At 57.8% G+C, this 15,635-nt stretch carries 9 protein-coding genes and 1 pseudogene; all 10 read left to right on the forward strand.

The window, feature by feature from the left end; translation table 11 throughout:
• Window positions 1-8 precede the first annotated feature (8 nt).
• Window positions 9-1,634: an amidohydrolase gene (locus ACVIIV_RS15560; protein ID WP_456744959.1), complete on the forward strand. Its 1,626-nt coding sequence runs from the start codon at window positions 9-11 to the stop codon at window positions 1,632-1,634.
• A 323-nt stretch (window positions 1,635-1,957) separates the two neighbouring features.
• Window positions 1,958-4,378 carry a GcvT family protein gene (locus ACVIIV_RS15565; protein WP_456744960.1) on the forward strand — a complete coding sequence of 807 codons (2,421 nt, stop codon included), beginning with the start codon at window positions 1,958-1,960 and terminating at the stop codon, window positions 4,376-4,378.
• A gap of 54 nt (window positions 4,379-4,432) precedes the next feature.
• A complete protein-coding gene (locus ACVIIV_RS15570) occupies window positions 4,433-6,097 on the forward strand; it encodes an amidohydrolase (protein ID WP_456744961.1) in 1,665 nt (554 codons plus the stop codon).
• Between the two features lie 249 nt (window positions 6,098-6,346).
• Window positions 6,347-7,993, forward strand: a complete 1,647-nt coding sequence (locus tag ACVIIV_RS15575) for an amidohydrolase (protein WP_456744962.1) — start codon at window positions 6,347-6,349, stop codon at window positions 7,991-7,993.
• A complete protein-coding gene (locus ACVIIV_RS15580; protein ID WP_456744963.1) occupies window positions 7,990-9,057 on the forward strand; it encodes a CobW family GTP-binding protein in 1,068 nt (355 codons plus the stop codon). The genes ACVIIV_RS15575 and ACVIIV_RS15580 overlap by 4 nt, the downstream gene beginning before the upstream one ends.
• Window positions 9,058-9,711: 654 nt before the next feature.
• Window positions 9,712-10,806 carry an ABC transporter ATP-binding protein gene (locus ACVIIV_RS15585; protein ID WP_456748737.1) on the forward strand — a complete coding sequence of 365 codons (1,095 nt, stop codon included), beginning with the start codon at window positions 9,712-9,714 and terminating at the stop codon, window positions 10,804-10,806.
• A 93-nt stretch (window positions 10,807-10,899) separates the two neighbouring features.
• Complete coding sequence (locus ACVIIV_RS15590; RefSeq protein WP_456744964.1) at window positions 10,900-11,964, forward strand: ABC transporter substrate-binding protein; 1,065 nt, start codon at window positions 10,900-10,902, stop codon at window positions 11,962-11,964.
• 71 nt (window positions 11,965-12,035) lie between these two features.
• A complete protein-coding gene (locus tag ACVIIV_RS15595; protein ID WP_456744965.1) occupies window positions 12,036-13,277 on the forward strand; it encodes an ABC transporter permease in 1,242 nt (413 codons plus the stop codon).
• 4 nt (window positions 13,278-13,281) lie between these two features.
• Window positions 13,282-14,112 carry an ABC transporter permease gene (locus ACVIIV_RS15600; protein WP_456744966.1) on the forward strand — a complete coding sequence of 277 codons (831 nt, stop codon included), beginning with the start codon at window positions 13,282-13,284 and terminating at the stop codon, window positions 14,110-14,112.
• A gap of 57 nt (window positions 14,113-14,169) precedes the next feature.
• Window positions 14,170-14,593, forward strand: a pseudogene (locus ACVIIV_RS15605) (electron transfer flavoprotein subunit beta/FixA family protein); the annotation flags it as partial.
• Window positions 14,594-15,635 lie beyond the last annotated feature (1,042 nt).

The raw sequence follows: 15,635 nt of genomic DNA on the forward strand, positions 1-15,635 counted from the left end.
AACCCGAAATGAAGTCAGCCGACCGCATTTTTTTTGGCGGCCCAATCCGGACCATGGATCCGGCGAATCCGATCGTTGAGGCTGTTGCGGTCCGAGGAGGAAGGATTCTCGCGGTTGGTTCCAAGAGGGATATGGAAATGCTCTCTGGCGCGGGCACCGAGAGAACAGATCTGAGGGGCAACGCCATGCTCCCCGGATTCGTTGAGGCGCATAGTCATCCCATGGTGAGTGGGCTCCTATGGGGCGATCCAGTCGTAGATATTCGAGCTGTTCACGAACCGAGCTTCTCCGCGGTGATTGCGAAGATGCGCCGTCGTGTAGCGAAAGCCAAGCCCGATGAGATCATCTGGTTCCTCGGACTTGATCCCCAATTGCACGAGGGAATGGAAGAGCCATCCCGCGAACTCCTCGACGACATCGCTCCAAACAATGCCATCCTTGTCGGAACCTCCAACATTCACGGAATGTACATAAACACGAAAGCACTTGCCGCTTTTGGTGTCGATGCTGATTACGCCCCTCCACCCGATGGAAAAGTCTTCAAGGCCGCAGATGGTCTTCCTTGGAAGTTTGAGGAAACGGCAGCCTGGCGAGTGATGGATCTATTTTTCGAAATTTGCGGCGAGGAGCGGAAGAAGCGTAGCTTCGAGGAGTGGGTGCAGAAGTTCGTGAGGGCAGGGTATACCACAACGTCAGAAATCGGGATCAGCCCTGGTAACGCCCGAATGCTCCAGACTGTAGTAAAATCGCGGCCAAACCCACTTCGTATTGTTGGATACGAATCTAACCCGAACGGTGAGGTAACAGTTCCTCTGAATTTTGGCGATGACAATTTCCGCATGATTGGCGTCAAGCTTATCGCGGACGGCTCCGTCCTGTTGGGAAATGTGTGGACCACCAATCCGTACCTCAACAACAAAATGACTCTTAAGGGGATGGGATTGCCCGAGAACAGCACGGGGCATGCGAACTATTCAGAAGACAAGCTGCACGAATTGGTCCTCAAATATGCGAGCGAGGGCTGGCAGATGGCAGTCCATGCGCACGGCGATCGGACGATCGACATGGTCTTGAATGTCTACGAAAAGGTGATCGATAAGGTCGGACCTGACAAAGTATCGGGTCCGCTTCGCATCGAGCATTGCGGGATGATGCGCGAGGATCAGATCGACCGCGCCATCCGACTGGACGTCGTCTGCTCATACTTTCTGCCTTACATCCATCATTGGGGCGAGGCGATCCGTGATTACCTGCTTGGCGAAGAGCGTGCGGCTCGCTTCGTCCCCTCAGGCTCCGCCTCAAGAAAGGGCATGCGAGTTTCCTATCACTGCGATTCCCCAATGACATGGCCAGATGCCCTTGTCTGTCTGAACGTCGCCGTTAACCGAAGCACGATGAAAGGCGCGATACTTGGCCCTGAGCAGCGGGTCTCCATGGAGGACGCGCTAAAGGCGATCACGATCGACGCGGCATACCATTTGCGGATGGACGACAAGATCGGGAGCATTGCCGTCGGAAAATACGCGGATTTCGTTTTTCTCGGACAGGACCCAGTCGCATGCGAATCGGGCCGAATTCTTCAAATTCAAATTCTCGGGACAGTCGTCGGCGGAATCGACACTGGTGATATTTGAGTATCGAAGGGCATCTGATGAACGCGCCGCTCCTTCGTTGGTTGCGCAGAGCGGAGCCGCGAGACCGAGGACAACCCCGTGGGGCAGGGGACGTGGCCGATCACGGCACTCGGGTGGCGCGGCGGCAACTACTAGCTTTCCGCGAGCAAAAAGAACAATGGCAATGACGGCTGTCGTGCAGGCATTGCGCAGCGTTGGTACCCGCCGCTTCGGATCACCTTCACGATGTGCTTTCAACTGTCGTGTCGTCGAATTCGCTTAGAAGTCTGCTTGATAGGACGATTCCAATAATGCCAAGAATAGTTCCCCAGAGGGCCGAAGTCGTGATCGTCGGCGGCGGCATAGCGGGCTGTTCGGTCGCTTATCATCTCACTAAGCTGGGCATCAGCGATATCGTCTTGCTCGAGCGCAAGCAGCTGACGTGCGGAACGACGTGGCACGCTGCCGGTCTGGTGACGCAATTGCGAGCCACCCGAAACATGACCGAGCTTGCTAAATACACCGGGGAGCTATTTCACAGTCTCGGCTCGGAGACAGGGCAGGAAACGGGTTTCAAACAGAATGGAGCTCTCCGCCTCGCCAAAAGCCCTGGTCGTCTCGAGGAACTGCTACGCGGCTCTTCGATGGGGCGCAACTTCGGCCTTGAGGTGCATGCTGTCTCGCCTGCCGAGATCAAGGAGCGTTGGCCACCGCTCAATCTTGAGGGCGTTGTCGGAGGCATTTGGGCTCCAAAAGACGGCCAAGTAAATCCGGCCGATGTCACGCAAGCCTTTGCAAAGGGCGCGCGTATGAGCGGCGCGAAAATCGTGGAGAACTTGCAGGTCGACCGGATTCTGGTTGAGCACGGGCGTGCTGCCGGCGTCTCGACGATTGAAGGTGACATTCGTTCCAAGAAGGTGGTCATTTGCGGCGGGATGTGGTCACGCGAGTTCGCGGCGAAGCAAGGCGTTTCTCTGCCGCTCCACGCAGCGGAGCACTTCTACGTCGTTACTGAGCCTATTCCGGATTTGCCTCGACAGTTACCGGTCCTATTCGTGACCGACGAAGAGGCTTACTACAAGGAAGACGCCGGGAAGCTGCTTGTGGGATGCTTCGAAAAGCATGCCAAGCCATGGGCGCGCGACGGCATACCACCGGAATTCTGTTTCGACTCGCTGCCTGAGGATTTCGACCATTTCGAACGAATTCTCGATATGGCCGTCAAGCGGGTTCCGGCGCTTGCCAACACTGGCATACAGCTGTTTTTCAACGGCCCCGAAAGTTTCACGCCTGACAATCGATATCTGCTTGGCGAGACCTCCGAGGTGTCGGGACTCTTTACGGCCTGCGGCTTCAATTCGGTCGGCATTTTGTCTTCCGGGGGCATCGGAAAGGCGCTCGCCTTTTGGATCAAGGAAGGGCACGCACCGGTCGATCTCGCCGATGTCGATGTTCTCCGCATGCAACCGTTCCAATCGAACAAGACGTATCTTTACGATCGGACTAAAGAGGTTCTTGGCCTTCTGTTCGATATGCATTGGCCGTACCGTCAATACACGACCGCGCGTAATGTTCGTCAAGGCGTCTTCCATGATCGGTTGAAGGCGCTCGGTGCAGTGATGACGGAGGCTGCTGGATGGGAAAGGCCTGGGTACTTCTCCCTCGACGGAAAGGCGAAGGAAATCGAATATTCATACGGCCGACAAAACTGGTTCGATATCGTCGGTCAGGAGTGCCGGAATGCAGCCGGGAAAGTCGCACTCTTCGATCAGAGTTGCTTCGTCAAGTATATGGTCGACGGGCGGGACGCCTGTGCGGTCCTCAGCCGGATCTGTGCCAACAATGTGGACGTGCCCGTTGGCAAGCTTGTTTACACACAGTGCCTAAACGAGCGGGGTGGAATAGAGGCGGACATTACAGTCACTCGGCTTGCGGAAGATTCTTACCTGGTCGTGACGGCGGCGACGTCGCAAACACGCGACTTAGTTTGGTTGCGACGCAACACTCCAGATAAGGCCCACGTTTTTATCCGGGATGTGACGTCGGGATTGCCGATGCTCGGTCTTATGGGGCCTAGTGCGAGGCCGTTGCTTGAGCGGTTGTCAGGTTGCGACCTCTCGAATTCGGCCTTTCCGTTCGCATCCAGCCAGGAAATTGAGATCGGCTATGCGAAGCTACGCGCAAGTCGCGTCACGTATGTGGGCGAGCTCGGGTGGGAGCTGTACGTGCCGGCCGAGTTCGCTGCGCATGTTTTTGACAGGATCGTTGAGGTGGGCGCTGATTACGGCTTGTCACAGGCTGGCTACTTCGCCCTTGGCTCTATGCGCATGGAGAAGGGCTATCGCCACTGGGGCCATGACATCGGGCCCGAAGATACACCCTACCAGGCTGGCCTCGGCTTTGCAGTGAAATTGGAAAAACCGGAAGGGTTCATTGGCCGCGAGGCGTTGCTGCGACAGAAGGAACAAGGACCCCTCCGCCGCCGGCTGGTGCAATTCCGCATGGTCGAACCAGATGCCCCTCTTGTATATCACCAAGAACCCATATGGGCCAATGGTCGCCTCGTCGGATCTGTCACCTCTGGCGCCTATGGACATCGTGTCCGAGCCTCCCTCGGCATGGGCTACGTCGAGAACGACGACGGAGTCGATGCTTCGTTCCTTTCCGCGTCACAATTCGAGATCGAGGTGGCAGGATGGCGCCACAAAGCCGTAGCCCAATTTGCTGCACAGTATGATCCATCCAATTCAAAGATACTGGCGTAGAGTCAGCATTATCCGAGCCTTGTCTGCAGCAAGAGTACGTCGAAGGGTACCTAGATGAAGTCAGCCGACCGCATGTTTTTTGGTGGCCCAATCCGAACCATGGATCCGGCGAATCCAATCGTTGAGGCTGTTGCAGTTCGAGAAGGCAGGATCCTGGCGGTAGGTTCCAAGAAGGATGTCGATCTGCTGTGCGGTGCGGGCACTGAGAGAACAGATCTGAGGGGCAACGCGATGCTCCCCGGATTCGTTGAGGCGCATAGTCACCCCATGGTGAGTGGGCTCCTGTGGGGCGATCCAGTGGTGGATATTCGAGCGGTTCACGAACCGAGCTTCTCGGCGGTGATCGCGAAGATGCGCCGTCGTGTAGCGAAAGCCAAGCCCGAGGAGATCATCTTCTTCCTCGGACTTGATCCGCAATTGCACGAGGGAATGGAAGAGCCATCCCGCGAACTGCTCGACGACATCGCTCCGGACAATGCCATCCTTGTCGGAACCTCCAATACCCATGGAATGTACATAAACACGAAAGCGCTTGCCGCTTTTGGTATCGCTGCTGATTACGTCCCACCCTCCGATGGAAAAGTCTTCAAGGCCGCAGATGGTCTTCCTTGGAAGTTTGAGGAAACGGCAGCCTGGCTAGTGATGGATCGATTTTTCGAAATTTGCGGCGACGAGCGGAAGAAGCGCAGCTTCGAGGAGTGGGTGCAGAAGTTCGTAACGGCAGGCTATACCACGACGTCGGAAATCGGGATCAGTTCCGGCAATGCACGGCTGCTTCAGGCCGTCGTAAAATCGCGGCCAAACCCACTTCGTATTGTTGGATACGAATCCAGTTCGAGCGCTGAGGTATCGGTTCCTCTGAATTTTGGCGACGACGATTTCCGCATGATTGGCGTCAAGATAATCGCGGACGGCTCCATCCTGTTGGGAAACGTGTGGAGCACCCATCCTTACCTCAACAATAACATGACTCTTAAGGGAATGGGATTGCCCGAGAACAGCACTGGACATCCGAGCTATTCAGAAGACAAGTTGCACGCGATGGTTCTCAAATACGTAGGTGAGGGATGGCAGATAGCCGTTCATGCCCAGGGCGATCGGACGATCGACATGGTCCTGAATGTCTACGAGAAGGTGATCGATAAGGTCGGGCCTGACAAAGTATCAGGTCCGCTTCGCATCGAGCATTGCGGGATGATGCGCGAGGATCAGATCGACCGCGCCATTCGACTGGGCGTCGTCTGCTCCTACTTTCTGCCTTACATCCATCATTGGGGCGAGGCGATCCGTGATTACCTGCTTGGCGAAGAGCGCGCGGCTCGTCACATGCCGTCAGGCTCCGCCTCGAAAAAGGGCATGCGAGTTTCCTATCACTGTGATTCTCCAATGACATGGCCAGATGCGCTGGTGTGTCTGAACGTCGCGGTCAACCGAAGCACGCTGAAGGGCGCAGTGCTTGGTCCTGAGCAGCGCGTTTCAATGGAGGAGGCGCTAAAGGCGATTACGATCGACGCGGCATATCACTTGCAGATGGATGACAGAGTCGGAAGCATCGAGCTTGGCAAATACGCCGATTTCGTTGTTCTCGGACAGGACCCAGTCGCATGCGAACCGGGCCGAATTCTTCAAATCCCGGTTCTCGGGACAATCGTCGGCGGGATCGACACTGATGAGGCATTACGCACAGCATTGGGCTCTTCCCAAGATTCAGCTCATTGACGCGGTCGGCTGCAATTTCGCGGCACCAAGCCGACGCATGAGACCGCGGATAAAGATACCGCTACGGAGTATCGTCATGGCACGAAAACACGATGCCGTTATTTTGCCGGCGAAAACATTTTCGGAGACTTCGAGAAGGTCGGGCAAGGCACCCTCTCATCCGCTTTATCGCCGCCTGAGCAGCAAGTCTTTGCTCCTCGGTTGCCTAACTATCATTCGCACTCAAATCGGCAAACAGTGCAGGTCAAAATGAGCGAGATCACGGTATACCGGGCACGCAGAGTCATCACAATGGATGTCGGTCGGCCTTTTGCTCATTGTGTCGCCGTCATGGACGGCCGTGTCCTGTCGACCGGAACAATCGATTCCATGCGGCCATGGCTCAGCCGTCATTCCTACAAGATCGACGACACATTCGCGGATAAGATCATCATGCCAGGGCTGATCGATCCGCATACGCATTTCGCTCTCTCGGCTGGCTACCTGGCTACGCACTACATTGGGCCGATTGATTCGCCCGGGCCGCAGGGGATCAATCGCGGCCTGCCGACGCGGCCCGAGGTCATTGCCAAACTGCGAGAGGCTGACAGTTCCGCTTCCGATCCCACTGCACCGTTGATTGCTTGGGGGTTAGATCCAGCGTCGCAGGGAGGTCATCTCCACCGCGACGAACTGGACGAGGTCTCCACCACACGACCCATCTGGGTCATTTCCTACGCGCCGCACTTCACTTATCTGAATAGCGTTGCGATTGCATGTGCCAAAATTCCAACAGATTCGAAGGTCCACGGGGTGATGCGATATCCCGACGGGCGATTGAATGGTCAGTTCGTCGAGCTTGAGGCTGGCCGCCTTGCGCTCGGCGCAATGCGGGATGTGCTGGCCGAGCGAGGGGGCGCAGAGGGCCTGCGCAGGATGGGCGATATCGCGCGCAAGGCGGGCGTGACCACGACCGCCGAAATGGGCAACAACGAAAGCGAATGGCAGTTGCATTCGACAGTGGTGTCCGACCCAAACTATCCAGTCCGCATGGGGCTCGTGCCATTGGAAATGGGTCTCTACGCGGATCACGGCGGCAAGGCCGCGGATTTCCTGTTGGATGCAATGAGGCGGAGCACCGATAAGTTGTTTATCCGTGGCATTAAATTCCTGTCAGATGGCTCATTCCCTGCGATGTCACTGCGCCTGAATTTCCCCGGTTATCTCGATGGAAGTAACGGCCTAAGAAACGACATTCCCTGGAATGAGCTTCACGAACGAATGCTTCCGTTCTGGAAGGCCGGAATTCAAATCCATTGTCACGCTAATGGGGATGAGGCGATTGATGCTTCGCTCGATGCGCTTGCCAGGCTGCAAAACATCGTACCAAAATTCGATCATCGCTTCACGCTGGAGCACTACTGCATCAGCAGGCCGGACCAGGCGCGCCGCCTCAAGGCGCTTGGTGGGATCGCTAGCGTGAACAACTACTTTGTGCACTATCGTAGCCACGTGCACAGTGAACACGGGTTTGGTCCGGACCGCTCAGAAGCAGTGGCACGGCTTGGTTCTCTGGAACGTGAGGGCGTGATCTTCGCGTTGCATTCCGATTATTCACTTGTTCTTGTGCCTCTGCATCCGCTCACGGCCGCATGGGTTGCCGTAAATCGGATTGCTCGCGATGGTAAAACGGTTCTTGCCCCGGGCGAGAGGATTGGTGTCGAACGCGCGTTGCGAGCAATCACCATCGACGCTGCGTACGTCCTCGGCGCTGAGCAGAAGCTGGGCAGCCTGGAGCCTGGTAAGTTTGCTGACTTCGCGATCCTGGAGAGCGATCCGTTTGAAGTCGATCCAATTGCACTGAAGGACATCAAGATCTGGGGCACAGTTCTCGGCGGAAAGCTGCAGCCGGCATGACTCGCGAACCGCAGAAGCCGCCAGATGGCGCACCAGCTTCGCGCCGTCGCGAGGCCATGACGATGCTGATGGGAATATTCGAAGCTGCTCGGCTGATCCCACCAGGCGTTCAAACGGGCCCGACGCTGCCGTTGACCCTTATCAGCGGCTTCCTCGGCGCTGGAAAGACGACTCTGATAAATCGACTGCTCTCCGAACGTCATGGGCGGCGGATTGCCGTCCTCGTCAACGATTTTGGTGCGATCAACATCGACCAGGACTTGATACGCTCTCGTAGCGACGAAGCCATCGGCCTGACGAACGGATGCGCCTGCTGTTCGATCTCGGGAGATCTCACCAAGGCGTTGCTGCGGCTGCTTCAGCGGTCCGACCCGCCCGATGCAGTTGTCCTCGAAGCCAGCGGGGTCGCCGATCCACACGGCATCGCACAGGTCGCGCTGGCCAACCCTGCAATCCGGCTAAACGGTATCCTGACTTTGGTGGATGCGGAAACATTCCTAGACCGCGTTCAAGACCCTGAAACTGCGTGGCTTGTCTCGTCCCAACTTACGGCCGCGGATCTGATCGTTCTCAACAAGGTCGATCTGCTGAATGGCCGGACCGACTTCGTTCGTACTCGCATTGAGCAAATCGCGGCACCACGGACCATCGTTGAAGTCGTGCAGGCCGATATTCCCGTCGATGTCGTGCTCGGGATCAACACGGAGCGCACTTCGGGAGTCCGGTGCACGACGGAAGCGCACGCGTCGTCCTTCGCAAGCTGGACAGGCTCTTGGGACGTTCCGCTCGATCGAGAATTGCTTTTGGCTGGGCTGCGCCAGCTCCCGGCCAACGTCATCAGGGCGAAGGGGGTTTTCACCCTTGAAGATGACCCGGTGCATCGCTCTGTTTATCAGCGCGTTGGAAGGCGGGAGAGCTTTGATCAAGAGACAGCAGTTCGATCCTGTCGAACCTCTAGCCTCGTTATTATAGGTCCATCATCGGGGTGGAGCGCACGCGAGATCGAGCGGCATTTTGCTGCGGTGGCCACCCGTCCGGCGAAAACCATGCTGAAGGACCAATGATGACCGAGCTCTTGCGCTTGCTCGGGCTTGGCAGATTCACCAAGAATTGGCCGCGGTTGACGTCGGCTGCCTCAGCAGCCTTGGACAAGTGATCGCGAAACTCGGCTCTCTACTCCTCGTTTCACAGGCGCAATTTGCACGATCATCGAAGGCGCTCTTCAGGCGACGCTCGGAAATGGCGGCCTGCGTGGCTGCCAATCATACGGTGTGTTCGCGGCCGAATTCGCGGAAAAGGTCGATAGGTGCACCTTCAGCCACGGCACGAGCAAATCGGCTATGGGTCGCCGGCCTCACATTCCAAAGCTCACATCGCCTCCCGTGGTTGCGCGCGACATAAACCCTCCGACTCTGGCCGCTTAACGCAGAATTGCAGCAATGCGAGGGGATACATCGATGAATTTCAGCTTTAGCACACTGATACTATCCTGATGAAAGAACGAACCTTCCGTCGACCTCGAGGTCGCGGAGTCAAACACAAGTAGGGACGGAATGCTTCGGCTGGTCAACCGCAGACGCCTCATCTACGACCATCCGTATGGTCTCGACGGTAAGCTCGAGAAGCTGCAATCCATCAAGAACGAAGGTCGTGGTCTGGTAGTCGGTGGCGCCGCGATAGCTGGGACGCTAGGACGCGCGGAGGAGGTAACAAAGCCGATGCCAGACACGAACGATGCCTTCGTGAAGTTTTCTGACATTCAGAAGACCTACGACGGCGAAACGTTAGTCGTCAAGAATCTCAATTTGGAAATCAGGCGGGGCGAGTTCTTGACCATGCTGGGGCCGTCCGGCTCCGGCAAGACGACGACGCTCATGATGCTCGCCGGCTTCGAGGTGCCCACCCAAGGCTGGATTCTTCTGCAGGGGCGCTCCATCCACAACATGCCCCCGCATAAGCGCGACATCGGCATGGTGTTTCAGAATTACGCGCTCTTTCCGCATATGACCGTGGAGGAGAACCTCGCCTTTCCGCTCAAAGTGCGGAAGCTCTGCAAAAGCGAGATCGAGGCCAGGATCAAGCGCGCGCTGGACATGGTCCGGCTCGGCGCCCACGGCAAGCGTCGGCCCGGTCAACTGTCCGGCGGCCAGCAGCAACGCGTCGCGCTTGCCCGAGCCCTCGTCTTCGATCCCAAGCTCGTTCTGATGGACGAGCCACTCGGCGCGCTGGACAAGCAGCTGCGTGAGCAGATGCAGCTCGAGATCAAGCATATCCACGAGAATCTCGGCATCACCGTGGTCTATGTGACGCATGACCAGGGCGAGGCATTGACCATGTCGGACCGCATAGCGGTGTTCAACGATGGGCTCATCCAGCAACTCGCCGCGCCCGCCGAACTGTACGAGAGGCCGCAGAACGCCTTCGTCGCACAATTTGTAGGCGAGAACAACCGACTGCACGGCAAGGTCGTTGCGATGAATGACGCGACCTGCAAGGTGGAGATTCCGGGCGCGGGCAATGTGCAAGCGCTGGCGATCAATGTCGAGGCGGTCGGTCGATCGACCCTGTTGTCGTTGCGTCCGGAGCGAGTGAAGCTGAACCCGACACCGGGCTCGCTGCCCAATGTCTTCAGTGCGCGGGTTGCGGAGGTGATCTATCTGGGCGACCACGTGCGTGCCCGCGTCTCAGTCTGTGGCCATGATGACTTTGTGATCAAGCTGCCGAATTCGGAAGGCGTGGTGCAGGTCGAGCCCGGTGCTGCGATCACCGTTGGCTGGAAAACGGAGGATTGTCGGGCGCTCGACGCGTCATGACGATGACCCGATGCGCGGTTCACAGGGCTCAGCGCCGGGTATTTGACAGCGCCGCTCCAATCTTGGGGCGATATAGCAGGGGAGAGTAAGACGATGAGGTCATTTTTGATGATCGCCAGCGCCTTGGCCATAACAGGCCTGGTGGAGACCGTACTGATGCCAGTGAAGCCTGCCTTCGCGGGCGATCAGCTGACGATCACCTCTTGGGGTGGGGCGTACCAGATGAGCCAGCGCAAGGCCTATTTCGAGCCCTTCTCGAAGGCCACCGGGATCAAGATCATCGAAGACGAGTACACTGGCGACATCGGCAAGATACACGCCATGGTCAAGTCTAAGACGGTGAGCTGGGACGTCGTCGACGTCTCCCCCGGACGGGCCATGCAGATGTGTGCCGAGGGCATCATCGAGCCGATCGACTGGAACAAGCTGGGCCTCGACCGAGCCAAGTTCTTGGGGCCTGACAAGCTTGACTGCGGAGTGCCGACGTCAGCTGCTGCCACTGTCGTCGCGTATGACAAGGATCGGCTGCCGAACGGCCCGAAGACCATCGCCGACCTGTTCGACGTAAATAAATTCCCTGGCAAGCGCGGACTATATAAAGATCCTTCAGGCAATCTCGAGTGGGCGCTGATCGCCGACGGCGTGGACATGAAGGACCTCTACAAGGTCCTCAATACGCCCGAGGGAATCGACCGCGCCTTCAAGAAGCTCGACACGATCAAGAAGGATGTGATCTGGTGGGCGGCCGGCGCGCAGCCGCCGCAGCTACTGGCCGACGGCCAGGTCATCATGTCCTCGGCTTACAACGGCCGAATCTACGATGCCATCAAGAACTCCGGCAAGCATTTCGAGATCATGTGGGACGGCGCGCAGATGGGTTGGGATATCTGGGTCATTCCTAAGGGCAATCCGCGGCTGGATGACGCCTACAAGTTCCTTGCGTTCGCCAGTTCGCCCCAGGTACAGGCCAGCCTGACGCGCTACATCGCTTACGCTCCCGCCAACAAGGATGCGATCGCGCTTATCGATCCGGCGATCCTGCCCAACATTCCGACTGCGCCCGATCATATAGCCATCGCGCAGCCAGTCGACGTGGCCTTCTGGGCTGAGAAAGGCAGTGAGCTCCGCCAGCGCTTTAACGCATGGCTCGCGAAGTAGACGACGGAAAAGAACGGCAGGGAGGGCTTCCGTTCTCCTTGCCACGCAGTGAGGATCTGAGAGAGGAGTCGATGGCCGTCCAAATCGCAGACCGTCTTGACGGAATGCCGCTGCGAATCAGGCTACAGCGCGTCGAGCGCCGCGGCAAGCTAAGAGCTTTCACCCTCGTCCTGCCGCTCCTGCTGTTCATCCTGATCGCCTTTGTCTTGCCGATCGGCCGGATGATGTTCAGTGCGATCCATGACAATACGCTGCTGGCGCTGATGCCGCAAACCATGTCAGCGCTAAGGGCTTGGGATGGCAAGGACCTACCCGACGAGCGCGCCTATGCCGCTCTCGCCGGAGACCTCAAGCAGGCCTGGGCGCAGAAGACCGCGGGCGTGATCGGCCATCGGATGAACTACGAACTGCCTGGCGCTGCCAGCCAGGTGATGTCGAGCGCCCGAAAGGTGAGCGAGCTTCCCGCCGGTCCCTACAAGGCGGCACTGATCGAGATCAATCCACTCTGGGGCCAGCACGCCGTCTGGAGCCTGCTGAAGCGCGGAAGCTCTGCCTATACGGCCTATTACCTACTGCGTTCAGTCGATTACCAGTATGGCCCCGACAGCCAGATCGTCGCATCACCGCCGGAGAACGCGATCTTCCGCGACACATTCCTGCGCACGCTTGGCATCAGCATCGGCGTGACCGCCGCGACTCTGCTGCTGGGCTTTCCGCTCGCCTATCTTTTGGCGACATTGCCGGTCAGGACCAGCAACTTGCTGTTGATCATGGTCGTGCTGCCATTCTGGACCTCGGTGCTGGTGCGTACTACCGCTTGGGTTGTGCTCCTGCAGGAGCATGGCGTCATAAACGAGATGTTGATGGCGCTACATATCTTATCGCAACCCGCGGAACTCATCTTCAACCGTGTGGGCACGGTGGTGGCGATGACCCATATCCAGCTGCCCTTCACGCTGTTACCGATCTACAGCGTAATGAAGACGATCTCGTCCAGCCATGTCCGCGCCGCCCGCTCGCTCGGCGCCAGCCCATTCTACGCCTTCTGGAAAGTCTACTTCCCCCAGACACTGCCGGGGATCGGCGCCGGCTGCCTGCTGACCTTCATTCTGTGCCTAGGCTACTACGTCACGCCCGCGCTCGTCGGGGGGCCGAGCGACCAGATGGTCAGCTACTTTGTCGCCCTCTACACGAACGAAGAATTCAACTGGGGCATGGCCTCGGCCCTTGGTGCCATCCTGCTCATCGTGACCCTGTTGCTCTACTATGTCTACAACAAGCTGGTCGGCGTCGACCAGATCAAGATGGGCTAGAAAGATGGCCGCTTCCGCCTATGCCTCTCTGACGGAGAAGTGCTGGTACTATCTGCACCGGCTGATCTGCGGGGCAGTGCTGCTGTTTCTGATCGCGCCGATCCTCGCGATTATCCCACTCTCATTCAATTCGGTGCCCTTCTTCACCTATCCGATGTCCGGGCTGTCGCTGCGCTGGTATGAGGAGTTCTTTTTGACCAGCCGGTGGCAAGGCGCGTTGCACAACTCGATCTTCGTCGCCCTATCGGTCACGCTGCTGTCAACCGTTCTGGGCACGCTTGCCGCGCTCGGGCTCAGCCGCCCGAACTTCCCTTGGCGCACGGCGGTGATGAGCCTGCTGATCTCTCCCATTATCGTCCCAGTTGTAATCACAGCCGTGGCCGTGTATTTCTTCTATGCCGAGGTCGGGCTGCTCAATACCTATGCCGGGCTGATCCTGGCGCACACCACGCTGGCCACTCCGTTCGTGGTCGTTACCGTTACCGCAAGCTTGACGGGTTTCGACCGCTCGCTGACCCGCGCAGCCGCCGGACTGGGCGCGTTGCCGATCACGATCTTCTTCAAAGTCATCCTGCCGCTCATACTTCCAGGCATAATCTCCGGTTCGCTGTTCGCCTTTCTCACCTCCTTCGACGAGTTGGTGATCGCTCTTTTCGTCGCCAGCCCGGAACAGCGTACCTTGCCGAAGGCCCTGTTTTCCGGCATTCGCGAACAGATGAGTCCGACCATTGTTGCCGCTTCGACTGTGCTGATTCTGTTCGCTGTCGCCATACTGACCACGGTCGAACTGCTGCGGCGGCGTTCAGAGCGGTTGCGCGGCATCCGTAACACCTGACGGTTCGTGTCGCATGTTGGCACCACGTGTGAAATGGACAAAGGATTTCCTACCTCGCTGAAGGTCTTAGTGCCGACAAAGCGGGTGGTCGATTACAGCGTCCAGGTCAAGGGCAATGGATCAGGCGTTGAACTCGCCAACACAAGGTGTCAATGAACCATTCAATGAAATCGCGATCGAGGAAGCGCTGCGCCTGAAGAAGGCTGGCAAGACCACCGAGGTCCTGTGGTCTTCATTGGTCCGACGCAGGCGTTGGAGACAATCCGCACCGGTCTCGCCATGGGCGCTGGTTCCGGCATCCTTCCGATAACCGACGGCAATGTCGAACCGGAGGCGGTCGCCAAGATCCCGAAGAAGATTGCAAGAAGAGCAGCCAATCCTGATCATTCTCGGTACCCAAGCGATCGACGATGACAGCCGCCAGACCGGACAGACGCTGGCCGCTCTGCTTGGATGGTCACAGGCGACGTTTGCCTCCGAGTCTGCCGCGTTCCCCGTCATGCGCTTGTCAGCAGTGTTGATCGTCGCGCTGACTCGAGCAAATTCCACATCAAGCGTTAGCTGCGCGAGATTATGATTTCCTGCATTCGCCGTCAGCCCAGGAGTAACGTTTAAGGGGGCAATCGCTGAGAAAGTGCTCGGTCCGGCAAAGTCGTACCGATCCGCTTTCTGGTGAGTTCGACAAATCAGCGTCGGCCTGATTAATCATGACGCCGAAGTCGGCGTAAAGTGGAAATGATAATGCAGCCGTCGGGTGAACCACGCCTGGATCCTTCAGTGTCTTGTGAATGGCGCAGTTGTCCGTGGCGATATGAACGTCGAGCCTTTGGGGACCTGACCATCGATATGTTTGAGGAATTTCAAGAACCCGATCGCCAGGTGGCCCTGACGCAATATCGAGTGCCCCAAGAAGCTTGGTGTGTCATGCCGCACATCTCCGTGCGTGCGACCTCCCCGTACTCATCATCGACAAGACTGGCTGCTGGCGATCAAGTGCTCGGATCTGACTTTCTCTTTCGTGCTGAGGACAGGGTCTAGGCTGGCGGCTACATGTAAAGGTCGACCATATCGCGCCTTACCGATGAACGGCGGATCACTCGAAAAGATTGTATCTCTCTGCGGTGTGGCGGCAGATCGAGCGCCATCCAAAATTGGGCGGACTCGATCCGCGGCCATCGAGCGGATCGACCAGTGCGTCGCATCGGCCGGCGTCGCGCGCAAAGTCCACTCGCTCACAGCAGCGACCTGATCGTCGTTGATGGTCGGAGGGCGGCCAGAGCGGGGGCCTCCTCACGCAGGCCATCACAACGGTTCCCTCAAAAACCGTCAGCGCCGCTTGAAAACGGTATTTCGTGGATACCGCGTTCGGCGGCTAAATGTGGTCGTAGGCAACACAGATTCTCGAAGTGGGCTGGACTGCGCTAGTGAAGACGCATTTCTCTGTCTGCGCGGCAAGCCAACGAATTATGTGGGGAACATGCTGAAAACGTGCGCTGTTTCCAAGCAAGAGCAGGAAAAAGGCA

This window comes from Bradyrhizobium sp. USDA 4354 (genome assembly GCF_054060315.1).

Bases quoted from the DNA above. Each gene is read 5' to 3' on its own strand.
- ACVIIV_RS15560 (WP_456744959.1), top strand. From the start codon at position 9: ATGAAGTCAGCCGACCGCATTTTTTTTGGCGGCCCAATCCGGACCATG.
- ACVIIV_RS15570 (WP_456744961.1), top strand. From the start codon at position 4,433: ATGAAGTCAGCCGACCGCATGTTTTTTGGTGGCCCAATCCGAACCATG.
- ACVIIV_RS15575 (WP_456744962.1), top strand. From the start codon at position 6,347: ATGAGCGAGATCACGGTATACCGGGCACGCAGAGTCATCACAATGGAT.
- ACVIIV_RS15580 (WP_456744963.1), top strand. From the start codon at position 7,990: ATGACTCGCGAACCGCAGAAGCCGCCAGATGGCGCACCAGCTTCGCGC.
- ACVIIV_RS15585 (WP_456748737.1), top strand. From the start codon at position 9,712: ATGCCAGACACGAACGATGCCTTCGTGAAGTTTTCTGACATTCAGAAG.
- ACVIIV_RS15590 (WP_456744964.1), top strand. From the start codon at position 10,900: ATGAGGTCATTTTTGATGATCGCCAGCGCCTTGGCCATAACAGGCCTG.
- ACVIIV_RS15595 (WP_456744965.1), top strand. From the start codon at position 12,036: ATGGCCGTCCAAATCGCAGACCGTCTTGACGGAATGCCGCTGCGAATC.
- ACVIIV_RS15600 (WP_456744966.1), top strand. From the start codon at position 13,282: ATGGCCGCTTCCGCCTATGCCTCTCTGACGGAGAAGTGCTGGTACTAT.